The sequence below is a fragment of the Albimonas sp. genome (assembly GCF_055129145.1).
Genome location: NZ_JBSRTQ010000004.1, coordinates 49,246 through 71,692 on the forward strand (window position 1 = coordinate 49,246; position 22,447 = coordinate 71,692).

Genomic DNA, 22,447 nt, shown 5'->3' on the forward strand with positions numbered 1-22,447 from the left:
TCCTATACGCGCCCGAGGGCGAAACCCTTGGCGATGTAGTTGCGCACGAACCAGATGACCAAGGCGCCCGGCAGGATGGTCAGCACCCCCGCCGCGGCCAGCACGCCCCAGTCGAGGCCGGAGGCCGACACGGTGCGGGTCATCGTCGCCGCGATCGGCTTCGCGTCGACCGAGGTCAGGGTGCGCGACAGCAGCAGCTCGACCCAGCTGAACATGAAGCAGAAGAACGCGGCGACCCCGATTCCGCTCGCGATCAGCGGCATGAAGATCCGCAGGAAGAACCGCCCGAACGAATAGCCGTCGATATAGGCGGTCTCGTCGATCTCCTTCGGGACCCCGCGCATGAAGCCTTCCAAAATCCACACCGCCAGCGGCACGTTGAACAGGCAATGCGCCAGCGCGACCGCGATGTGGGTGTCGAAGAGGCCGACCGAGGAATAGAGCTGGAAGAACGGCAGCGCGAACACCGCCGGCGGGGCCATGCGGTTGGTCAGCAGCCAGAAGAACAGGTGCTTGTCGCCGAGGAACCGGTAGCGCGAGAAGGCGTAGGCCGCGGGCAGGGCGGCGGCGATGGAGATGGCGGTGTTCATCACCACGTAGATCAACGAGTTGACGTAGCCCATGTACCAGCTCGGGTCGGTGAGGATCGTGCGGTAGTTGGCGAAAGTCAGGTCGTCAGGCCACAACGAAAAGGTCGACAGGATCTCGCCATTGGTCTTCAGGCTCATGTTCACCAGCCAGTAGATCGGCAGCATCAGGAACACGAGGTAGAGGGTCATGGTGATCAGGGCGCCGGGACGAACGCGGGTCATTTCCGGCCCTCCCGCGCGTCGAGCGAGGTCATCACGGTGTAGAACACCCAGCTGACCAGCAGGATCACCAGGAAATACATCAGGGAGAACGCCGCCGCCGGGCCGAGGTCGAACTGGCCGAGCGCCATCTTCACCAGGTCGATGCTGAGGAACGTGGTGTCGTTGCCGGGGCCGCCGCCGGTGACCACGAAGGGTTCGGTGTAGATCATGAAGCTGTCCATGAAGCGCAGCAGGATGGCGATCATCAGCACGCCCGCCATCTTGGGGAGTTCGATGAAGCGGAACACCGCCCATCGGCTTGCCTGATCGATGCGCGCCGCCTGGTAATAGGCGTCCGGGATCGACTGCAGCCCGGCATAGGCCAGCAGGGCCACCAGCGAGGTCCAGTGCCACACGTCCATCACGATGACCGTGGCCCAGGCCGCGTAGAAATCCTGGGTGTAGTTGTAGTCGACGCCGAGCCGCGCCAGCGTCCAGCCCAGCAGCCCGATGTCCACCCGCCCGAAGATCTGCCAGATCGTGCCGACCACGTTCCACGGGATCAGCAGCGGCAGCGACATCAGCACCAGGCAGAAGCTTGCCCAGAAGCCCTTCTTGGGCATGTTGAGCGCGATCAGCACGCCCAGCGGCACCTCGATGGCGAGGATGATCGCGGAAAACGCGATCTGGCGGCCCAGCGCGTTCCACATGCGGTCGGAGGCGAGCAGCTCGCGGAACCATTCCAGCCCGGCGGGGAAGAACTGGTTGTTCCCGAACGTGTCCTGCACCGAGTAGTTGACCACGGTCATCAGCGGGATCACCGCCGAAAAGGCGACCAGCGCCAGCACCGGCAGGACCAGCAGCCAGGCCTTCTGATTGACCGTCTTGTCGTTCATCGGGGCGCTTCCTCTCGGTGGTTCCGGGGGCGGGCGGGGCGGTTCGCAGACGCGCCGGCCGGTCAGGCCGCCGCGCCCTCGACAAGCCAGTCGTCGGCGTAGACGTTCACATGGGCGGGATCGAAATGCAGGCGGGTGAGGTCGGGCCCGAGCACCGCGTCTTCGGGCGCGATCACGTTGACCTCGCGGCCCTCGACCTCGGCCCGCACGATCTTGTGGCGGCCCACGTCCTCCACCCGGCGGATGCGGGCGGGGAGGCCGGCGCCCGAGCCGTCGTCGGGGCCGAGCCGGGCGTATTCCGGGCGCACCCCGATCTCGACCTTGCCGGTCAGCCCGCGATAGGCCGCCCCCAGCGTCACCGTCCCGCCGGGCACGCGGGCGACGCGCCCCTCGACCTCCGCCGGCAGCAGGTTCATGCCGGGAGAGCCGATGAAGTAGCCGACGAAGGTGTGGGCGGGGCGTTCGAACAGCGCCTCGGGCGTGCCGATCTGGACCACGCGGCCCTCATGCATCACCACCACCTTGTCGGCGAAGGTCAGCGCCTCGGTCTGGTCGTGGGTCACGTAGATCATGGTGTGGCCGAACTCGTGATGCAGCGATTTCAGCTGGGTGCGCAGCTCCCATTTCATGTGGGGGTCGATCACGGTCAGCGGCTCGTCGAAGAGCAGCGCGTTCACGTCCTCGCGCACCATGCCGCGGCCGAGGCTGATCTTTTGCTTGGCGTCGGCGGTCAGCCCGCGGGCCTTGCGGCTCAGCTCCCCCTCCATCCCGATCATCGCGGCGATGCGCGCCACCCGTTCGGCGATATAGGCGGGATCGGCGCCGCGGTTGCGCAGCGGGAAGGCGAGGTTCTCGCGCACCGTCATGGTGTCGTAGACCACGGGGAACTGGAACACTTGGGCGATGTTGCGCGCGGCCGTCGGCGCGTCGGTCACGTCGACGTCGTCGAAGAGGATCCGCCCCTGGGACGGGCGCAGCAGCCCCGAGATGATGTTGAGCAGCGTGGATTTTCCGCAGCCCGACGCGCCGAGCAGGGCGTAGGCCTCCCCGTCCGCCCAGTCGTGGTCGAGCTGTTGCAGGGCGTAGTCCTCCGGCCCCCGGGGCCGGGCGAGGTAGGAATGCGCGAGGTTGTCGAGGGTGATCTTGGCCATGTCCGGTTCCCCCCTCAGGCCGCCGCGGCGTAGGCGGCGGGGGCGGCCAGCCGCCCGTCGGGGGCGAAGAGGTAGACATGCGCGGGGTCGAGCCACACGGTCAGCGGCGCCCCGATGGCGAGGTCATGGATCCCGTGCATCAGCCCCACCCAGCGGGCGCCGGCATGGTCGAGATGCACGAAGGTCTCCGACCCGGTCAGCTCGGTCACCACCAGATGCGTCTCGAACGGGATCGCGGCTGTGGCGTCGGAGGTCAGCTCCAGATGGTTGGGCCGGAAGCCCGCGGAATAGCGCCCGTCGGGGATGCCGGCGAAGCCGCCCGCGGCCGGGACCGCGCGGCCGCCTTCGAAGACCAGTTCGCCGCCCCGCTTCTCCACCGAAACGAAATTCATCGGCGGATCCGAAAACACCCGCGCCGTCACCGCGTCGGCCGGGCGGCGATAGACGTCGGGCGTCGGGCCGAACTGGGTGATGCGCCCTTCCCAGAGCGTGGCGACCTTGCCGCCGAGCAGCAGCGCCTCCTCCGGCTCGGTGGTGGCGTAGACGAAGATGGCGCCCGACTCCTCGAAGATGCGGGGGATCTCGATGCGCAGCTCCTCGCGCAGCTTGTAGTCGAGATTGGCCAGCGGCTCGTCCAGCAGCACGAGGCCCGCGCCCTTCGCCAGCGCCCGGGCCAGCGCGCAGCGTTGCTGCTGGCCGCCCGAGAGCTCGAGCGGGCGGCGGTCGAGCATCGGGGTCAGCTTCATCATCGCGGCGGTGTCGCGCACGGCGCGGTCGATCTCCGCCGCGGGCCGGCGCTGCAGGCGCAGGGGCGAGGCGATGTTGTCGTAGACCGTCATCGAGGGGTAGTTGATGAACTGCTGGTAGACCATGGCGACCTGCCGGTCCTGCACCCGCATGCCGGTGACGTCGCGCCCCTCCCACAGGATCCGCCCGGAGGAGGGGACGTCGAGCCCGGCCATCAGCCGCATCAGCGAAGTCTTGCCCGAAAGCGTCGGCCCGAGCAGCACGTTCATGGTGCCGGGGGTCAGGGTCAGGTCGGTGGGATGGATATGGGGCCGGCCCGCCACGGTCTTGGCCACGCCGTCGAGCGTCAGGGTCATCGCGCCCCCCCGGCGCGCGGCCTGGCGGGGCGGGGCGCGCGGAGGGTCGCGACGTCGGCGGCGAGGACGCCCGGCGCGCAAGCGGCGCGAACGGCTGGCGGAACCGTCATGCTTACCCTCCCTGGAGTTGTTTTCTTGACCTCCAACAGGGCATGACTCGACCGCCTGCGTCAATCACGCATGTTCGAATTCTTTCGGTCCTTGAAATGCGTTTCTGACGTAGGGGATGCAGGATATTAAGTGGCCATGGAGGGGCTTGCGCGCTCGGGTTTCGCTGTGCGAAACTTGCGATGCGCGCGCGAAAATATTCGCTTCCGCGCGATTTTCGGCGCATCTCCAGATGCGCCGCCCTCCCGTGCTCCCTCAACCGGAACCCGTCGCATGGCCCAGACCTTCCGCCACCCCGAGATCCTCGAAATCGCGCGCGTCGAAGGCAAGGTGACCGTCGAGGACCTGGCCGCCCGCTTCGACGTCACCGTGCAGACCATCCGCCGCGATCTGGCGGAGCTGGCCGAGGCGGGGCGGCTGGCGCGGGTGCATGGGGGGGCGGTGCTGCCCTCGGGCGTGTCGAACATCGGCTACGAGGCGCGGCGCGCGCTCAACCAGAAGGCCAAGGCCGCCATCGGGCGGGCCTGCGCGCGGGATCTGCCGGACGGGGCGTCGGTGTTCATCTCGATCGGCACCACGACGGAGGCGATGGCGCGCGAACTGCTGGGCCATCGCAACCTGATGGTGGTGACCAACAACCTCAACGTCGCCAACATCCTGGCGGAGAACCCCGATTGCGAAGTGGTGGTGACCGGCGGCCGCCTGCGCCGGTCCGACGGCGGCCTCGTCGGCGACCTGACCGCGGCGGGGATCGAGCGTTTCCGCTTCGACATCGCGGTGATCGGCTGTTCGGCGCTGGATGCGGGCGGGGACCTGCTGGATTTCGATCTGGAGGAGGTCCGCGCCTCGCGCATGATCGTCGCCCAGGCCAGGCAAGTGCGGCTGGTGGCCGACCACACCAAATTCCACCGCCGCGCGCCGGTGCGCATCGCGTCGCTCGCCCAGGTCGACGCCTTCTACACCGACCGCGCGCCCGAGCCGGAGCTGGCGGCGCGCTGCGCCGAATGGGGGGCGGAGGTGCGGGTCTGCGGGTGAGCGGGGCGGGGACGGAAGGCGGGCTCGCGCCCGCCCTACGCGCTCTGCGGCCTCAGAACTCCAGGCAGACTTTTCCGAAATGACGCCCGGCGGCCTGATGGGCGAAGGCCTCGGCCAGCCCCTCCAGCCCGAAGGCCCGGTCGATCACGGGGCGGATGCCCGTCGCCTCGAGCCCCCTCACAAACTCCTGCTGGTGGCGACGGCTGCCCACGATCAGGCCGTGCAGGCGTTGCTGGCGGGCCATGAGCAGGCCGGTCGGGATCTCTCCCGCCCGCCCCGTGAGCACGCCGATCAGCGAGATATGGCCCGCCACCCGCGTCGCCGCGATGGATTGGGCCAGCGTCCCGGCGCCGCCGACCTCGATGACATGATCCGCGCCGCGCCCGCCGGTCAGCTCGCGGACCTTCATCCCCCAGTCCGGCGTCTCGCGGTAGTTGATCGCATGGGCCGCGCCCAGCTCGCGCGCCCGCTCCAGCTTTTCGTCGGAGGAGGAGGTGGCGATCACCGTCGCGCCCATCGCCCGCGCGATCTGCAGCGCGTAGATCGAGACGCCGCCCGTCCCCAGCACCGTCACCACGTCGCCCGCCTTCAGCCCGCCATTCACCACCAGCGCCCGCCAGGCGGTCAGGCCGGCGGTGGTGATGGTGGCGGCCTCGACATGACTCCAGCCGGCGGGGGCGCGGGTGAACCAGGTGGCGGGGGCGGTCACCGCCTCGCGCGCATAGCCGTCGATGCCGTCGCCGGGCACGCGGGCGAAGTCGCTGGGCACGCCCGCCCCGTCCTGCCAGTCAGGGAAGAAGCACGAGACCACCGCGTCGCCGGGCGCGAATTCGGTCACGCCCTCGCCCACGGCCTCGACCTCTCCGGCCCCGTCGGACATCGGGATCCGGCCGTCCGCGGCGCCGTCGGGCCGGGTGGCGACCATCAGGTCGTGGTAGTTGAGCGAGCTCGCCCGGATCCGCACCCGGATCTCGCCACGGCCCGGCCGGGGGGCGTCGGGCGCGTCGGCCAGAACGAGGTTCTCCAGCCCGCCGGGGGCCCTGAGGGTGATCTGTCGCATAATCGCTCGCCTTCCCTGTCGTCGCCCGCGTGCCGGGCCGGATCGGCGCGCAGGATGCACCGAGGGGCGGGGCGAGGCCATGCCCCCTCCGCCCGCGCCCCGCGACCATCCCGCGCGCGCGCCCTGGTTTCATTGACTGCGAGGGAACGCGGGCGCCTCATGCAAGCCTCTTTCCCGCCTCAGGAATCGCCTCATGTCCATGCCCACGCCCCCGTTGTCCAAGCTCCGCCGCCTCGGCGACGCCGTGCATCTGTCCGGCGAACTCGGCTTCGGCCCGGACGGGACCCTGCCCGAGGGCGTCGCGGCCCAGACCGAAAACGCCATCGACCGCATCGCGGCGACGCTGGCGGCCGAGGGGCTGGACCTGACGGACGTCGTCTCCGCCGCCTGCTACCTGACCGACCGCGCCGATTTCGCCGCGTTCAACGCGGTCTACGCCGCGCGCTTTCCGCAACCCTACCCGACGCGCACCACCATCGAATGCGGCCTGATGATCGACGCCAAGGTCGAGATCACCGTCATCGCCAAGGCGCGCTGAGCGTGGCCGGGGCGGGGGAAGGACACGGCGCGGAGGTCATCGTTCTGGGCGCCGGCATGGTCGGCGTCGCCGCCGCTCTGGCGCTGCAGGCGGCGGGCCGCGCCGTCACGCTGGTCGACCGCGGCCTGCCGGGGCGCGAGACCTCCTACGGCAACGCCGGCATCATCCAGGCCGAGGCGGTGGAGCCCTACGCCCTGCCGCTGAACCTGCGCACCCTGATCCGGATGGGGCTGAAGCGGGACAACGCGCTCAACTACGACCTCGCCGCGATGCCCGGGCATCTGCCGGGGCTGCTGCGCTATCTTTTCAACTCGCGGACCTCGAAGCACCGGGCGATCTCGGCCACCTATCGGGTGCTGGCGGAAGGGTCGACCGCCGCCCACGCCCCCCTGATCGAGGCCTCGGGCGCCGACGCCCTGATCCGCCGCGAGGGGTTCCGCCAGATCTACCGGACCCAGCAGAAGCTCGACGCCGAGGTGCGCGAGACCGAGCGGCTCGCGCGTGATTACGACGTGGATTCGACGGTGCTCGACGGCGACGCGCTGGCGGCGGCGGAACCCAACATCAAGCGGCGCATGGCCGGCGCGGTGCAATGGAACAGGGCCTGGACCTGCTCGGATCCCGGCGGGCTGACCGGGGCTTACGCGGAGCTCTTCGTCGCCCGCGGCGGGGCGTTGGTTTCCGGCGACGCGGCCAGCCTGACCGCGGACGGCGCCGGCTGGAAGGTGATCACCGAACATGGCGCGGTCGCCGCCCCCGACGTGGTGGTGGCGCTGGGCCCGTGGTCGCCGGCGCTGCTGGCGGGGTTCGGCTACCGCGTCGCCATGGTGCGCAAGCGCGGCTATCACCGCCATCACCGCTGCGAGGCCGGGCCGGTCCTGCCGTTGATGGATGCGGATCATTCCGCCGTGCTGTCGCCGATGCGGGCCGGGCTGCGGATCCTGACCGGGGCGGAGCTGACCGCCGACGACGCCCCCGCGACGCCCGTGCAGCTCCTGCGCGCCGAAGCCGGGGCCGCCGAGCTTTTCGACATCGGCGCCCCGGTGGAGAACGAGCCCTGGAAGGGCGTGCGCCCCTGCCTGCCCGACATGCTGCCGATGATCGGCGAAGCGCCGCGCCACAAGGGCCTTTGGTTCGATTTCGGCCACGGCCACCAGGGGTTCACCCAGGGCCCGGTCTCCGCGGAATTGCTGGTGCGGGCGATGGCGGGCGAGAAAGACGCGGTGCTCGACGCGCTGGCCCCGTCCTCGCGCCGCTTCGCCTGACGGGGGGCGGGGCGCGCCGGGCGCGAGGCCCGGCGCCCCGCCTCAGCCCACCGGCACGGGGGGCGTGTCCGAAAATTCGTCCAGCGGCCAGATCGGGCGGCGCAGCTTGTGGAAGCGCACCTTGGCATGGTCATGCGTCGCGAGCCCGCCGCTGTCCGCCAAAATCACCCGGCGCGACATCGGCTCGAACGCGGCTCGAAAATGGTGGGCGGATTTCACCGCGACCACTTCGTGGGCGGCGGGCTCGGCGCCCAGCACCTTGAACATCTGCTGGTCCCAGGCCTGCAGCGCGTTCGTCGAAATCGCGACGCGCACGCCCCCCGCCTCGACCAGCGCCGAGGGCCCCATCGCCATGGTCACGCCGACATGCATCGGCCCTTCGCAGGTGAAATCCCCGTCCGACAGGCCGATGACGCGGCCGGTCAGCGCCACCGGCGGTCCGTAGCTTTCGGGATGGCGGCGCGCGCCAAGCGTCAGCGCGACCTCCGCCCCCAATCCGGCCGCATGGCATTCCGCCGCCGAGACCGGGTCGGTCATCACCCCGAAGAGCGCGTTTTCGGCCCCGGCTTCGATCAACGCCTCCAGCAACCGCACCCCGTCGCCATAAGCGCCCGAGCCGGGATTGTCGGAAAAGTCGGCGATCACCAGCGGGCGCGGGTCGTCGGAGGGGGCGGTGGCCAGCGCCATCGCCTCGGGCAGGGACAGGATCTCCACCGTCTGCTCGGCGCGGCGGCGCCAGGCGGCTTCGTAAATCGTCATCGCGGCGGCGCGGGCGGCGGGCTCGGCCCCCTCGACTGCGGCGTCGTAGGAGACGTGGAAACTCGGCCCCGCCTCGGCGATGTCGGACTGGGTGAAGCCGGCGCAGATGTCGACCGACAGAAGCGCCGGGTTCGCCGCCTCCATCGCCGCGGCCATCTCCAGGAAGTCCGACATCGGGCCGCCTTGCGTGCGGCCATGGTTGCAGCCGTCGAGCATCGGGCCCTGCAGGCGGATAACCTTCGGCGCGATTTCGCCGGCCATTGCGCGCTCCAAAAGGTCGGCGGCGCGGGCGGCGGTCTCGTATTGGTCGATATGCGGATAGGTGCGGTAGGGCAGGATCAGATCGGCGAGCGCGGCCATCCGCGGCGTGACGTTGGCGTGGAGGTCGAGGGTGATGGCGATGGGCACGCCGCCGCCCAGCCGGTCGCGCAGGCCCTCGAGCAGGGCGCCCTCGGCGTCGTCCTCGGTCTCGGTCACCATTGCGCCATGCAAGGCGAGCAGGACGCCGTCATAGGTCCGGCCCTCGGCGGCGGCGAAGAGCTTGCCGCGCAGCGCGTCCCACGCCTCCGCCGTCGCTTTCCCGTAGGGGGTGGCGTTGGCGACGATGGGTTGCGTCAGGGTCCAGCCGAGCCGGTCCGCGGCGTCGAGATGGGCGGCGATTTCCGTGCGCGTGCCGCGAAGCGCGGGGGGGATGGCGTCGCCCTCCAGCATCATGCGGCTGGCGAAGCTTTCGAGCGTGGTCGGCAGGACGCAGAAGGTGTTGGTCTCATGCGCGATCTGGGCGGAAAGCACGCGCCGGGACTTGGGGCGGGTCATGAGCGGAGCCTTTCGAGGTCGGGAACCGGGCGCCCGAGGCCGAGCGCCGCCAGCTGCGCCTCCACCGCCTGCGCAACGGCCAGCAGGCGCGCGTCGCCCCCTTTGCGTCCGCAGAGCTGGATGGCGAAGGGCAGGCCGTCCGCATCCAGCCCGCAGGGCAGCACGATGCAGGGATGCCCGGTCAGCGTCAGCCCGTAGGCCATGGCGAGCCAGTGGAAATAGGTCCGCATCGGCCGACCGCCGAGCGTCATCGGCGCCAGCGTCGCATGCGCGAAGGGGGGCGTGCCGACCGCGGGGGCGATGAGGATGTCATGCGCCTCCATGAACCCCAGGAAGCGGCGGTAGAGCGCGGTATGCGCCCCCTGCGCCCAGGCGGCGTCGCGGAAGGTGAAGGTCTCGGCCTGTTCGAGGTTTTCGAGGATGTTGGGGCCGAGCAGCGCGCGTTCGGCAGCGGGCCGGTCGCCGTGGGAGGCGATGAATTGCAAGGCGCGCTGGATGTCGAAGATCCGGTCGGCGTTTTCCAGCGGCGGGTCGGCGCGCGTCGCCCGCGCGAAGGCGGGGGCGAGGGTTAGTATCACCTCCTCGAACCGCGCGCGGATGGCGGGCTCGACGGGGGCGAAGCCGAGATCGGGGCTGATCGCGGCGGTCAGGGACGCGAGGTCCACGGGCAGGGGAGGGGAGAACGCCTCGCCCAAGGGAACCGAGAGCGGGTCGCGCGGATCATAGGCCGCGATGGCCTGCATCAGCAGCGCGGTGTCGGCGACCGTGCGCCCCATCGGCCCATGCACCGAGATCGGGGCGTATCCAAACCCCTTGCGATCCATGGGCGACAAGCCCGGCGACGGCCGGAACCCCACGATCCCGCAGAACGCCGCCGGGGTGCGCAGCGATCCGCCGGTGTCGGACCCGGTGGCGAGCGGCACCATGCCGGCGGCCAGCGCCGAGGCGGAGCCGCCCGAAGATCCCCCGCAGGTCCGCTCCAGATCGAACGGGTTGCCGGAGACGCCATAGACCGGGTTGGTCGAATTCCCGCCCGCGCCGAATTCCGGCACGTTGGTCTTGCCGACCACGATGGCGCCCGCGGCCCGCACGGCGGCCACGATCCGTTCGTCCGCCGTCGGCACATGGTCGGCGAAAAGCGGCGAGCCGAAGGTGGTGCGCAGCCCCTCCGTCTCCTGCAAGTCCTTGATGCCGATGGGCAGCCCGTGCAGCAGGCCGAGCGGGCGGCCCTCGGCCACCGCCGCCGTCGCCGCCACCGCCTCGGCCTTGGCCCGGTCGCGCGACATGGCGGTGATGGCGTTGAGCGCGGGGTTCACGGCGTCGATGCGCGCGAGGCAGGCGTCGAGCAGCTCGACCGGCGTGATCGCGCGGCGCCCGATCAGGGCGCGCGCCTCGACGGCGTCGAGGTCGCAGAGGTCGGTCATGGTCATCCTATGGCGGAAGCGGGCGCGGGCGTCGCGAGGTGGCATTCCACCAGTCCGGCCTTGTCGCGCAGGGTCTCGGGCCGCGTGGTCCGGCACACGTCCATCGCCGCCTTGCAGCGGGGATGAAAGGCGCAGCCGGAGGGCGGGTCGATGGGGTTGGGATAGGCGAGGCCCAGCTGCGTGTCCGGAATCCCCATGCCGGGATCGGGCGTCAGGACCGATTTCAACAGCGCCTCCGCATAGGGATGACGGGGCCCGGCGAAGAGGTTCGCGGTCTCCGACACCTCCACGATCCGGCCCAGATACATCACCGCCACCCGGTTCGCGAGATGCTCGACCACCGCGAGATTGTGGGAGATCAGGAGATAGGTGAGCCCCAGCTCCTTCTGCAGGTCCAGCAGCAGGTTGAGGATCTGGGACTGGACCGAGACGTCGAGGGCCGAGGTCGGCTCGTCGCAGATCACCACTTCGGGCCGCATGACCAGAGCGCGCGCGATGGCGACGCGCTGGCGCTGGCCGCCCGACATCTGGCCGGGATAGGTCTCCGCCACCCGGCGGGGGAGGCCCACGAGGTCCAGCGTCTCGGCCACCACGCGGGCGCGGTCGCCGGGCGCGCCGACATCGTGCACCTCCAGCGGCGCGGAGACGATCTGGGACACGGTCTTGCGCGGGTTCAGCGAGGAATAGGGGTCCTGGAACACCGGCTGGATCCGGCGGGCGCGGGCCTTGCGGTCGCCGGCCGACATCGGCACGCCGCCCACCAGAACCTCGCCGGAGGTCGGCGCCATCAGGCCCAGCAGGATACGCGACAGGGTGGTCTTGCCGCAGCCGCTTTCGCCGACCAGCCCCAGCACCTCCCCCTTGCGCAGCTGAAGCGACACGTCGTCGACCGCTTTCAGCGTGGCCGAGCCCTTCAGCATCCCCCTGGACACCTTGAACTGGCGGGAGACGCCGCGCAGCTCCAGCATCGGGGTTTCTTGAGCGTCAGGGGTCATGCCGCGGCCTCCGTGGTTTCGGCCAGCACGCAGCGCACGGCCCGGCCCTCGCCCAAGCGGGTCAGGCCGATGGGGCGGGCGCAGGCCTCGCGCGCCAGCGGGCAGCGCTCGCGGAACCCGCATTCGTGGAATTCGCCGATTAGGGACGGGACCACGCCGGGGACGGAGCCCAGATGCTCGCCCGGCCTGGTGCGCCCGGGGACCGGGATGCAGGAGAGGAGCCCGCGGGTGTAGGGGTGCTGGGGGTCGGCGAAGATCTCGGCGGCCGTGCCTGTCTCCACCACTTCGCCCGCATACATCACCGCCACCCGGTCGGCGACACGCGCGACGACGCCGAGGTCGTGGGTGATGAGGACCAGCGCCAGTCCCATCTCGCGCTTCAGCGCCAGCAGCAGGTGCAGGATCTGGGCCTGGATGGTGACGTCGAGCGCGGTGGTCGGCTCGTCGGCGATGATCAGCTCGGGCCCGCACATCAGCGCCATGGCGATCATCACCCGCTGGCGCAGGCCGCCGGAAAGCTGGTGCGGATACTGGCCCAGACGGCGGTCGGCGGCGGTGATGCCGACCTGCTCCAGCAGGGCGATGGCGCGGGCGCGGGCCTCGGCGCGGGAGACGCTGCGATGGGTCGTCAGCGCTTCCATCAACTGGTCGCCCACGGTGTAGGCGGGATTGAGCGAGGTCATCGGCTCCTGGAAGATCATCGCCATGCGGTCGCCGCGCAGTTTGCGAAGCTGCCTTGTCGACATGCCGCGCAGGTCCTGACCGTCGAAGGACAGTTCCGCCGCATCGCGACGGGCGCGCTTGGGGAGCAGGCCCATGATGGCGAGCGAGGTCAGGGATTTCCCGCAGCCGCTTTCGCCCACGATGCAGAGCGTTTCGCCGCGCTTCACCTCGAAGGACACGCCGCGCACCGCGTTCAGCGTGCCGCCGTCGACGGGCAGGGCGACGCGCAGGTCCTCGACCTTGAGGATCGCGTCGGTTTTCACGTCGGTCATCCTCTTCCCTCCGGCGCCATCACGTCGCGCAGCCCGTCGCCCAAAAGGTTGATCGCCAGCACCAGCACGAAGAGCGCGGCGCCGGGGATGGCGATCAGCCAGGGCTTGAAGAACATGGCCTTGCGGCCTTCCGACACCATCAGCCCCCAGGACGGGGTCGGCGGCTGGACGCCGAGGCCGAGGAAGCTGAGCGCGGCTTCGAGCAGGATGGCGTGGGCCATCTCCAGCGTCGCCACCACGATCAGCGCGCCGAGCACGTTGGGCAGGATCTCGGACATGATGATGCGGCGCACAGGCATCCCCAGCGCCTCGGCGGCGGCGACGTATTCGAGGTCGCGCACCTGGCGGGTCGCGGACCGCATCACCACCGCGAACCGGTCCCAAAGGAGGAACCCCAGCACCAGCACCACCACGGTCAGCGAGGACCCGGCGACGGCGACCACCGCCAGCGCCACCAGAATGACCGGCATCGACAGGCGCGTGGTCACGACGAAAGTCACGAACGCATCCACCCGCCCGCCGAAATAGCCGGCGGCGACGCCCATGGCGGTGCCGATCACGCCCGAAATCGCCATCGCCACCAGCCCGATGGTCAAGGAGATCCGGGCCCCGTAGATCATCCGGCTGAAGTAATCCCGCCCCAGCTGGTCGGTGCCCAGCCAATGGTCCGGGTTCGGCTTCGCCCCCCAGAACGGGTCGATCAGCCGGGTCGAGAGGCTCTGCGCATAGGGATCATGCGGAGCCACGACGGAGGCGAGGCAGGCCATCGCGATGAAGAAGATCAGCACCCCCGCCCCGAAGAGCACCCCGCCATGGCGCAGCGCGCGGCGGCGCATCCGGGCCCAGGGGCCGTTGGCGGGGGTGGAGGAGGAGCTGGCGGGCGCGGGGGCGGCTTGCATGTCGGTCATGTCGTCAGGCCACCCGGATCCGCGGGTCGAGCCACGCGTTGAACAGGTCGGCGACCAGCGCCAGCGCGATGTAGATGACCGAAAGCATCAGGACGATCCCCTGGACCACGGTGAAATCGGAACGTTGCAGGGAGATCCAGGCGAGCTGCCCGACCCCCGGCAGCGCGAAGATGGACTCGATCACGATCGACCCCGACAGCATGAAGCCGAACTGCACCGCGGCGAGGCTCACCACCGGGATCACCGCGTTGCGCAGCGCGTGCTTGAACAGCACCTTGCCGGTGCTCAGCCCCTTGGCGTGGGCGGTGCGGATATAGTCGCTCTGCAGCACCTCGATCATGCCGGCCCGGGTCAGGCGCATGATGGCCGGCGTCGCGTAATAGCCCAGCGCGATGGCCGGCATGATGTAGTGGTCGAAGCCCCCCGCGCCTGAGATCGGCAGCCAGCGCCACCACACCCCCAGCACCAGCATCAGGATCAGCGCGAACCAGAAGCTCGGCATCGCCTGGCCCAGCACGGCGATCCAGAGCGCGATGCGGTCGACGAAGGAATTGGGCCTGAGCGCCGCCGCCACCCCCAAGGGGATCGAGAGCGCCACCGCGAAGACCAGCGCCAGCGCGCCGAGGCCCATGGTGACCGGCATCCGCTCTCCGATCAGCTCGGCCACCGGCACGCGGAAATAGACCGACTGGCCGAGGTCGCCCCCGAGCGCCTTGCCGGCCCATTCGAAATACTGGATCGCCAGCGGCCGGTCGAAGCCGAACTGGATGCGGATCGCGTCGATATCCGCGGCGGTCGCGCCCTCGCCCGCCACCGCCACCGCGATGTCGCCCGAGGCGCGCAGCAGCATGAAGCTGATGATCGAGACGGTGACCGCCACCGCCAGCGCCAGCATCAGCCGCTTGAGAAGAAAGCCCAGCATGTTCCAGATCCCTCAGACGCCGACGGCGCGGAGGGCGGAGGGGATCGCCCTCCGCCCCGTTCGTTCCCGGCCCGCGCGAGGCGCGGGCCGGGCCTCAGCTCACTTCCAGCTCGACAGCGCGAAGTGCGGGATCTCGTCCGAGGTCGGGGTGAAGTTGAGATCGGAGGTGTAGGCGTAGGTGTAGGGATAGGACCACAGCGGCAGCCAGTAGGCCTCGGCCGCGATTTTCTTGAGCGCCTTGGAATAGACGTCCTTGCGGACCTCCGGATCGGTGGAGGTGTCGCCCTTCTCGAGCCACGCCTTCACCTCGGCGTCCTTGTAGGTGTCGTCCGCGCCGCCCTTGAAGAACACGGAGGTCGAGGCCGACACGTCGCCGATCGAGTTCGAGCCCCAGGTCAGGTAGCTCATCTGCGAGCCGCCCGAGCGCACCGCATCGCGGATCGCGGCGTATTTGCCGTAGTTCATCGTCGCCTTGACGCCGACCTTGGCCATGTCGCCGATCATCGCCTCGGCCATCTCGCGGTTGCGATAGACGTCGAGCGTGATCTCGAACCCGTCGGGATAGCCGGCCTCGGCCAGCAGGGCCTTGGCCTTGGCGGGGTCGTAGTCGTAGACGGTCACGTCCTGCTCGCAGCCGAACTGCTCGGGGAAGCAGGCGGAGTTCACCACCCGCGCGCCGCCGGGAAAGAGGTTGTCGACGATGGACTGCCGGTTGATGGCGTGGGAGATCGCCTGGCGGACCTTCGCATTGGTCACCGGGCTTTCGCCCGCGGTCCCGGCCGCGTCGAAGCCGAGATAGCCGATGCGCATCGTCTCCGCGTCCACCACCGTCAGGTCGGGCATGCCGCGCAGACCCTCGGCCTGATCGACCTCGACCTTCCACATCCAGTCGATGCCGCCGGTCATCAGCTCGGCCAGCTGGGTGTTCTTGTCGGGCAGGGTGCGCATGACCAGCTTGCCGATCTGCGGCTGGCCCTTGGCCTCGTTGGGGAAGTAGTTCTCGTTCTTGACGAATTCGATGGTCTCGCCGCGCACCACGTCGGCGACCTTGTAGGGGCCGGTGCCGATCGGCGCTTTTTCCATCCCCTCCTGGCCGACCTCGGCCATGTACTGGTCGGGATAGATCGGCAGCGGGCTCGCGAGGAATTCGAGCGCGGCGGGGAACGGCTCCTTCAGGTGCAGGCGCACCTTGTGGTCGCCCAGCTTCTCGGCGCCCTTGATCCAGGCGACGGTCTGCTGCGACTTGGCCTTGGCTTCGGGACTGGGGAAGTAGTTGAAGGTGTAGACCACGTCGTCGGCGTCGAATGTCTCGCCGTTATGGAAGGTCACGCCCTCGCGCAGCTCGAAATCCAGCGTGACGTTGTCGACCCAGGTCCAGGACATCGCCAGCAGGGGCTTGTATTCGCCGCTGGTCGGATCGCGCCAGATCAGGGTGTCCCAGATCAGCCGGCTCAGGATCACGCCGTCGCGCGAGGTGGACTGGTAGAAGTTCAGCGCCTCCACCTCCTGTTCGAAGGCGAAGGTCAGCGTATCGTCGGCCTTGCCGGCGAGCGCCGGGTTCAGGGGCGCGGCCAGCGCCGCCAGAGCCGCGGCGCCGAGCAGCGCGCGGCGCGAGGAGCGAGGGGTGAAGGTCCGGATCATGTGTCGTGTTCCCTGTTGCGCGAGGATCTCTCGAGGCCCCGGCGGTTTTCCGCTCTGAGACCCAAAGTATCGGTGTGCGATACTTGAGCGATGCATTACGATAATTAGAGTTGCCGATTCGGGATTGAGCGTCAATCAATTGATGGCGCGCTTGGCAAGGGAGGTCGGCATGAGCACGAATCACGCGCAGCCTCGGGGCGTTCGCGGAAAACTTGAGCATACGGAGGTCGATCCGCAGGCAGCGCCGGACGCCGCCGCGCGGGCCGAGCCGCTGTTCGTCGCCGCGGTCGAGCGCGCCCTGCGGGTGCTGGAGACGGTGTCGCGCAACCATGCGCCGATGAGCCTGACCGAGATCGCCGCCGCGTCCGGCTACGGCAAGAGCGCGGCGCAGCGCCTGACCCATACGCTGCTCGGCCTCGGCTATCTCAGCAAGGATCCCGAGACGAAGCGGTATGCGATGACGGTGCGCGCGCTCGACCTCGCGCACGGGTTCCTGTCGACCGATCCGCTGATCAACGCCGGTCTTCTGCATCTGATCGACACGCGCGAACGTTGCGGAGAGACCATCAACATGGGCCGGCTCTACGGCTCGGATTTCATCTATACGGTGCGGCTGCCCGCGCGGCGGGCCAACGTGGCGGCGGCGCTGGTCGGGCGGCGCCAGCCGGCCTATTGCGCCTCGGGCGGACGGGCGATCATGTCCCGGATGGCGCCGGGCGACGTGACCGCCCTGCTCGACAGCCGCCCGCTCACGGCCCTGACCCCGATGACCCTGACCGACCGCGGCGCGGTGCTGGAGCGGATCGAGCAGGCGCGGATGGAGGGATTCGCCGCCACCGATCAGGAGGTGCTGCTGGGCGAGCTCGCCGTCTCCGCCCCGATCACCGGCCGCCATGGGGAGCCCATCGGGGCGGTGCAGAGCTCGGTCTCCACCGCGTCCTGGACGCTGGAACGGGTGAGGGCGGAGCTGGCGCCCAAGGTGATGGAGGCGGCGCGGCTGATTTCGGCGCCGCGGTATTGATGGCGGGCGGCCGGCGGGTTCGCGCCCGCCCTACGCGGGGCTGAGCGTCAGGCGATCAGCCTCAGCCGCCGCGCCACCGCCACCGCCTGGGTGCGCGACGAGGCGTCGAGCTTGGAGTTGATGTTGCGCAGATGGGTGCGCACCGTGCTGTCGGACACGAACAGCTTCGCGGCCATGGCGGCGTTGGAATAGCCTTCGGCCAGGAGGGCGAGGATCTGCGTCTCTTTCTGGGTCAGCGCGTCGAGCGGCGCGAAATCCGGCGCGGGATCGAGCGGCGTCGGGCTCGGTGCGGGCAGGGCGGCCAGCAGGTCCTGCAGCCAGGCCCGGAAATGCGGGTCGCGCCCGTTGCGCGCCGACGGGGCCATGGCGTCGGCGGCCGCCGCGCGGATCGAGTCGGCCACGGGCTGACCCTCGTCGACGATCAGCCGCATCAGCCCTTCGCGCGCCGCTTCTCCCAGCACTTCGCCCAGCGCGGCGGCGGCTTTCGCCCGCTCGCCCGTCTGATGCAGCGCCGCGCCCTCCAGCAGGCGCAGGGCGCAGGCGCGGCGCAGGCGGCGCTCACGGCGGGCGATGGCGATCTCGCGGTGCAGGACGGGCAGGGCCTCGGCCCCGCGGCCCTGCCAGAGGTCGAGCCGGATCGAGGTCAGCTCGGGGAATTCCAGATCGTTGGCGCGGAACCGCAGGCTGCGCGCCTGCGACCAGAGGGTCGCGTCCTGGGCGAGCGCGATCTGCTCGCGCGCCGCCTCGGGATGGCCCCGGCGCATCATGGCGCGCGCCCGCTCCAGCCTGGCGGAGGCCGCGACCCGGATCAGCCCGCGGCGATGGCCGATATGCTCCAGTTCGCCCAGCAGGTCGAAGGCCTCGTCGAGCTCGCCTTCCTCGAAGGCGATGCGCGACAGCATGACATGGCCGAGGATCAGGTGGTCGACCAGCCCGACGTCGCGGGCCATGGGCAGATGCAGATGCAGCAGATGCGCCGCCTGGCGCAGGTCGTTGGCCTCATAGACCGCGGCGGCATGGAACATCGCCGCATAGCCATTGCCATCGGCGCGCCCGGCCCCCGCCTCCCGGCTGGCGGCGAGCGCGAGGCGGAAGCGGGCGGCGGCGTCGCGGAAGCGCCCCTCGTGGAAATCGATCACGCCCTCGGTCGCCTCGGCATACATGACGTTGAACGCGTTGGCCCCGGCGGCGTCGGCGGAGGCCGCGGCCCCGCCGCCATCCGGATCGCCGGCGGCGAGGCGGGCGCGGGTCAGGCTGGCGCGGGCCTCGTCCACGGCGCCGACCACGGTGAACACCGTGGTCATGCAGTTGGAAAGGACCCCGGCCGCGTAGCGGGAGCGCAAAGGCTGGTCGGGAAGCGCCAGTCGCCCCGCCTCATAAGCCGCGGGATAGTCGTCCATCATCGACAGAAGCAGCGGCCGGATCGCGCGGGCCTCGGCGGCGAGCCCCGGATCCGCGGCACGCTCCAGCCCCGAGGCGTCGAGCATCGCGCCTGCCTCGCGCGGGCCGCGGGTGAAGCAGGCGGCCCAGATGCGCACCAGAAGCAGGCCGGGCCGGCCGTCGAGCGCCGCGTCGGGCAGCGCGTCGAACCAGCGGGCCAAAAGACGGGTGCGGCCCTGCTCCAGGAAGCCGCGGCCGTAGGTTTCCAGCAACGCGGCGGCGGCCTCGACATCCCCGCCCTCCACGCAATGGTCGATGGCCGGCACCGGGCGCCCGGCGGCGGCGTACCAGCGTGCGGCGGCGGCGTGCAGGGCCGGCGCCTCGCCCGGCATCCGGCGGTCGAGCTGGGCGCGCAGGAAATCGGCGAAGAGGCTGTGATAGCGATAGCTCCGCTCCGCCCCCTCGGCGGGCGACAGCAGGATGTTGCTCTGGGCCAGCGTCTCCAGGATTTCGGCCGATCCGCCTTGCGGGTGCAGCGCGTCGCAGAGCTCGGGCAGCAGATGGCGCAGGATCGAGGTGCGCAGCAGGAAATCCAGCCGCTCGGGCGGCTGGCCGGCCAGCACGTCCTCGGCCAGGTAGTCGGCCACCGCGCCTTCGGACCCCGCGAAGCGCGCCACGAAGTCCCCCGCCTGCGCCCGGCGTTCCAGCGCCACGGCGGCGAGCCGCAGGGCGGCGGGCCAGCCCTCGGTCTTGCGGTGCAGGCCGGTCAGCTCGGCCTGGGTGAGCGGCGCCTTGCAGCGGCGCGCGAGGAAGGCGTGGCTCGCTTCCTCCGAGAACCGCAGGTCGGCGGCGTCCACCTCCTGCAACGCCCCCCGCGCCCGCAGCCGGGCGAGGCCGAGCGCAGGGGGCACGCGGGCGCCGACCACCAGGCGGGCGCCGGGTGGCAGGGCCTGGATCAGTTCCTTGACCAGGGAAAGGGCGGCGTCTTCGCGGATCATCTCGAAATCGTCGAGGAAGAGCGCGAAGGACCCCGCCCCCCGCGCCACCCGGTCGAGCAGGGCGAAGCCCCGGCCGGCGGTTTCGCGCAAGGTCCCCGGATCGGCGTCGAGCCCGATCTCGTCGAGCGCCGCGTCCAGTCCCGCCGCGAGCCGCAGCGCGTCGTTGTCGGCGGCGTCGAGCGTCAGCCACGCGCAGGGCGCGCCGTCGGCGACGAAGCGCTCGCGCATCTCCGCCATGAAGGTGGTCTTGCCGAAGCCGGAGGGCGCGCGCACCAGGGTCAGGGCCGGGCCGCCCGGGGCGCAGACCCGGTCGGCCAGAGCGGCGCGGGCCACATGGTCGGCCACCAGCCGTGGCGGGCGCAGCTTGCCGATGGCCATCGGGGGGGGGGCGGAACGGGCCGCGACGTCCGCGGACCGCTCGCCCACCGCGGCGGCGGCTCCCTGGTCTGACGCGCTCATCGGCTCTCCCGTTCGGCCGCAGCCTTCGGCCCCTTCGAATCGGATACGCGACGCGTCGCGCCTTCCGGGCCGTCTCGCGCCCAAGCTGGACCCTGCGCGAGGGCGGGTCCAGTCCCGCTATGCGGTATTCAGGCTCGCGCGGCCCGCAATATCGTCGGTTCCGACGATCCGCCCTTCCCCCCTCCTGGTCTAGATTGCGACGGCTTGCACGGCGCGAAGGGAACAAGGCGCCGGCGAAGGGAGGACGATTTGACCACCGTATTCGGGCTGCTCGACCGAGCGGCGCTCTGGCTTGCGCGCATCGGCGCGGGCGGCGCGCTGATCGCGCTCGCGGCGATGATGATCCATATCTGCGCCGACGCATTCTCGCGCTGGCTGTTCCATGCGCCGATCGCCGGCACGCTGGAAGTCGTCTCGCACTATTACATGACCGCGGTGGTGTTCCTGCCGCTGGCCCTGGTGCAGCGGGCGCGCGAACACATCACCGTCGACGTCTTCGCGCAGCTGATGCCGGCGAGCTGGGTGCGCTGGTGCGATCTGGTCGCGCTGGCGCTGACCGCGCTGCTGACCTGCGCCTTCACCGTCGCCTCGATCCAGCAGGCGCTGCGCGAGACCGCCAAGGGCGCCTATCTCGACGTGATCTTCTTCGACCTGTCGATCTGGGAGACGTTCTGGCTGATGGCTGCGGGCGCGCTGTTCGTCGCCACCGCCGCGGTGGTGGGCCTGCTGGCCGAACTCACCGGCCGCAAGGAGCGCGGCGTGCAGCGCGACCACCATGACCTCGGGGAGAGCCACCCGTGAACGACGCGCTGACCATCGTCCTGATCGCCGTCGGCATTCTGCTGATCCTGTTCATCATCCGCGTGCCCATCGCCGTGGCGCTGGGCCTCGTGTCCTTCGGCGGCATCACCTATGTGCGCGGCTTCGACGCCGCCTGGGGGGCGCTGCGCACCGCGCCCTACGAATTCGGCGCCCACTGGTCGCTGTCGGCCATCCCGATGTTCCTGCTGATGGGCGCGGCCTCCTACCGGGGCGGGCTGACCGGGTCGCTGTTCGAGGCGATGCGGGTCTGGTTCGGGCGTCTGCCCGGCGGGCTGGCCGTGGCCACCAACATGGCCTCGGCGGTCTTCGCCGCCGCGTCCGGGTCGTCGGTCGCGTCGTCGGCCGCCATGTCGCGCATCGCGGTGCCCGAGATGCTGGCGTCCAAATATCACCCCTCGCTCGCCACCGGCGTGGTGGCGGCGTCGGGCACGCTGGGCGCGCTGATCCCGCCGTCGATCATCTTCGTGATCTTCGGCTGGTACACCCAGACCTCCATCGGCGACCTGCTGATGGCGGGCGTGATTCCGGGCCTGCTGACCGCGGCCTGCTACACCGCGCTGATCCTCTTCATCGCGCTGGTCTGGCCCGACATGGCGCCGCGCGACACCCGCAAGCCGACCACGGCCGAGAAGTTCCGGGTGCTGCTGTCGATCTGGCCGGTGCCGGTGCTGATCCTGGCGGTGATCGGGTCGATCTATTCCGGCTTCGCCACCGCGACCGAGGCCGCGGCGCTCGGCGCCGCCGCCGCCATCATCCTGTGCGGCCTGCGCGGCACGCTGAACCGGACGTCGATCACCGCGATGGTGATGGACGTGATCAAGGGCGTCGGCTCGATCTTCTTCATCGCGCTGGGCGCGTCGCTGCTGACCCGCTTCCTCGCGCTGTCGGGCTTCCCGGCCTACATGAACGGCCTCGCCGAGACGGTCGTCTTCACGCAGCTGATGGTGATCGGGGTGCTGGTCGCGGTCTATCTGGTGCTGGGCGCGTTCCTCGACCCGATCGGGATCATGCTGATCACCCTGCCGATCCTGCTGCCGCTCTTCGCCGCCGCCGACCTCAACCTGATCTGGATGGGGGTGATCGTGGTGAAGATGATCGAGATCGGCATGCTCACCCCGCCGGTCGGATTGAACGTCTTCGTGGTCAAGGCCTCCATCGGCGACACGGTCAGCCTCGGCGCGATCTTCAAGGGCGTGTCGTGGTTCCTGTGCGCCGAGATCGTGATCATGACCCTGCTGATCGCCTTCCCCGAGCTCAGCCTGTGGCTGCCGAGCCTGATCCGCCACTGACGCGGTCCCGCGATCGCGGTCCGGAGGGGGACGCGCCCCCTCCGGCGACATCCAGACCCCACAACCGCCGC

Annotated in this window: 19 protein-coding genes; 6 read left to right on the forward strand and 13 right to left on the reverse strand. The window is 70.4% G+C overall.

Annotation, left to right across the window (positions count from 1 at the left end):
* Positions 1–2: 2 nt before the first annotated feature.
* The 4 genes from ACTB72_RS01510 to ACTB72_RS01525 all read right to left on the reverse strand — a co-directional run bounded on the left by ACTB72_RS01510 (position 3) and on the right by ACTB72_RS01525 (position 3,941).
* Positions 3–812: a carbohydrate ABC transporter permease gene (locus ACTB72_RS01510; protein ID WP_463035209.1), complete on the reverse strand. Its 810-nt coding sequence runs from the start codon at positions 810–812 to the stop codon at positions 3–5.
* Positions 809–1,687, reverse strand: coding sequence for a carbohydrate ABC transporter permease (locus ACTB72_RS01515; RefSeq protein WP_463035210.1), 879 nt, complete (start codon positions 1,685–1,687; stop codon positions 809–811). The genes ACTB72_RS01510 and ACTB72_RS01515 overlap by 4 nt, the downstream gene beginning before the upstream one ends.
* Before the next feature lie 62 nt (positions 1,688–1,749).
* Positions 1,750–2,838 (reverse strand): ABC transporter ATP-binding protein, encoded by a 1,089-nt coding sequence (locus tag ACTB72_RS01520; protein WP_463035211.1) that lies wholly within the window; start codon positions 2,836–2,838, stop codon positions 1,750–1,752.
* A 14-nt stretch (positions 2,839–2,852) separates the two neighbouring features.
* Complete coding sequence (locus ACTB72_RS01525) at positions 2,853–3,941, reverse strand: ABC transporter ATP-binding protein (protein ID WP_463035212.1); 1,089 nt, start codon at positions 3,939–3,941, stop codon at positions 2,853–2,855.
* 381 nt (positions 3,942–4,322) lie between these two features.
* Between ACTB72_RS01525 and ACTB72_RS01530 the strand changes: the two genes are divergently transcribed.
* Positions 4,323–5,084: a DeoR/GlpR family DNA-binding transcription regulator gene (locus ACTB72_RS01530; RefSeq protein ID WP_463035213.1), complete on the forward strand. Its 762-nt coding sequence runs from the start codon at positions 4,323–4,325 to the stop codon at positions 5,082–5,084.
* A 52-nt stretch (positions 5,085–5,136) separates the two neighbouring features.
* Here the strand turns inward: ACTB72_RS01530 and ACTB72_RS01535 are convergent, their stop codons facing one another.
* The gene (locus tag ACTB72_RS01535; RefSeq protein WP_463035214.1) at positions 5,137–6,144 is read right to left on the reverse strand and encodes a zinc-dependent alcohol dehydrogenase family protein; all 1,008 of its coding nucleotides are present in this window, start codon (positions 6,142–6,144) and stop codon (positions 5,137–5,139) included.
* Positions 6,145–6,337: 193 nt separating this feature from the next.
* Here ACTB72_RS01535 and ACTB72_RS01540 point away from each other — a divergent pair, with 193 nt between their 5' ends.
* Together ACTB72_RS01540 and ACTB72_RS01545 are read left to right on the forward strand one after the other, a co-directional pair.
* On the forward strand, positions 6,338–6,682 hold the full coding sequence (locus tag ACTB72_RS01540; protein WP_463035215.1) for a RidA family protein: 345 nt from the start codon (positions 6,338–6,340) through the stop codon (positions 6,680–6,682).
* 2 nt (positions 6,683–6,684) lie between these two features.
* On the forward strand, positions 6,685–7,947 hold the full coding sequence (locus tag ACTB72_RS01545) for an NAD(P)/FAD-dependent oxidoreductase (RefSeq protein WP_463035216.1): 1,263 nt from the start codon (positions 6,685–6,687) through the stop codon (positions 7,945–7,947).
* A gap of 42 nt (positions 7,948–7,989) precedes the next feature.
* On the opposite strand, the gene ACTB72_RS01550 is transcribed toward ACTB72_RS01545, so the two are convergent.
* From ACTB72_RS01550 to ACTB72_RS01580, 7 genes are all read right to left on the reverse strand, one after another.
* Positions 7,990–9,522, reverse strand: a complete 1,533-nt coding sequence (locus ACTB72_RS01550; protein ID WP_463035217.1) for a M81 family metallopeptidase — start codon at positions 9,520–9,522, stop codon at positions 7,990–7,992.
* A complete protein-coding gene (locus ACTB72_RS01555) occupies positions 9,519–10,946 on the reverse strand; it encodes an amidase (protein ID WP_463035218.1) in 1,428 nt (475 codons plus the stop codon). The genes ACTB72_RS01550 and ACTB72_RS01555 overlap by 4 nt, the downstream gene beginning before the upstream one ends.
* A gap of 2 nt (positions 10,947–10,948) precedes the next feature.
* Positions 10,949–11,941: an ABC transporter ATP-binding protein gene (locus ACTB72_RS01560; protein WP_463035219.1), complete on the reverse strand. Its 993-nt coding sequence runs from the start codon at positions 11,939–11,941 to the stop codon at positions 10,949–10,951.
* A complete protein-coding gene (locus tag ACTB72_RS01565) occupies positions 11,938–12,936 on the reverse strand; it encodes an ABC transporter ATP-binding protein (RefSeq protein ID WP_463035220.1) in 999 nt (332 codons plus the stop codon). Before ACTB72_RS01565 ends, ACTB72_RS01560 begins: the two co-directional genes overlap by 4 nt.
* The gene (locus ACTB72_RS01570; protein ID WP_463035231.1) at positions 12,933–13,835 is read right to left on the reverse strand and encodes an ABC transporter permease; all 903 of its coding nucleotides are present in this window, start codon (positions 13,833–13,835) and stop codon (positions 12,933–12,935) included. Before ACTB72_RS01570 ends, ACTB72_RS01565 begins: the two co-directional genes overlap by 4 nt.
* Positions 13,836–13,848: 13 nt before the next feature.
* A complete protein-coding gene (locus ACTB72_RS01575) occupies positions 13,849–14,766 on the reverse strand; it encodes an ABC transporter permease (RefSeq protein ID WP_463035221.1) in 918 nt (305 codons plus the stop codon).
* A 99-nt stretch (positions 14,767–14,865) separates the two neighbouring features.
* The gene (locus tag ACTB72_RS01580) at positions 14,866–16,407 is read right to left on the reverse strand and encodes an ABC transporter substrate-binding protein (protein ID WP_463035222.1); all 1,542 of its coding nucleotides are present in this window, start codon (positions 16,405–16,407) and stop codon (positions 14,866–14,868) included.
* A gap of 169 nt (positions 16,408–16,576) precedes the next feature.
* Between ACTB72_RS01580 and ACTB72_RS01585 the strand changes: the two genes are divergently transcribed.
* The gene (locus tag ACTB72_RS01585) at positions 16,577–17,428 is read left to right on the forward strand and encodes an IclR family transcriptional regulator (RefSeq protein WP_463035223.1); all 852 of its coding nucleotides are present in this window, start codon (positions 16,577–16,579) and stop codon (positions 17,426–17,428) included.
* 47 nt (positions 17,429–17,475) lie between these two features.
* On the opposite strand, the gene ACTB72_RS01590 is transcribed toward ACTB72_RS01585, so the two are convergent.
* Complete coding sequence (locus ACTB72_RS01590) at positions 17,476–20,265, reverse strand: LuxR C-terminal-related transcriptional regulator (protein WP_463035224.1); 2,790 nt, start codon at positions 20,263–20,265, stop codon at positions 17,476–17,478.
* A gap of 249 nt (positions 20,266–20,514) precedes the next feature.
* Between ACTB72_RS01590 and ACTB72_RS01595 the strand changes: the two genes are divergently transcribed.
* Both ACTB72_RS01595 and ACTB72_RS01600 read left to right on the forward strand, forming a co-directional pair.
* Entirely contained in the window at positions 20,515–21,066 is a 552-nt protein-coding gene (locus ACTB72_RS01595; protein ID WP_463035225.1) for a TRAP transporter small permease, read from the forward strand.
* Complete coding sequence (locus ACTB72_RS01600; RefSeq protein ID WP_463035226.1) at positions 21,063–22,376, forward strand: TRAP transporter large permease; 1,314 nt, start codon at positions 21,063–21,065, stop codon at positions 22,374–22,376. The genes ACTB72_RS01595 and ACTB72_RS01600 overlap by 4 nt, the downstream gene beginning before the upstream one ends.
* The last annotated feature ends 71 nt before the right edge of the window (positions 22,377–22,447 follow it).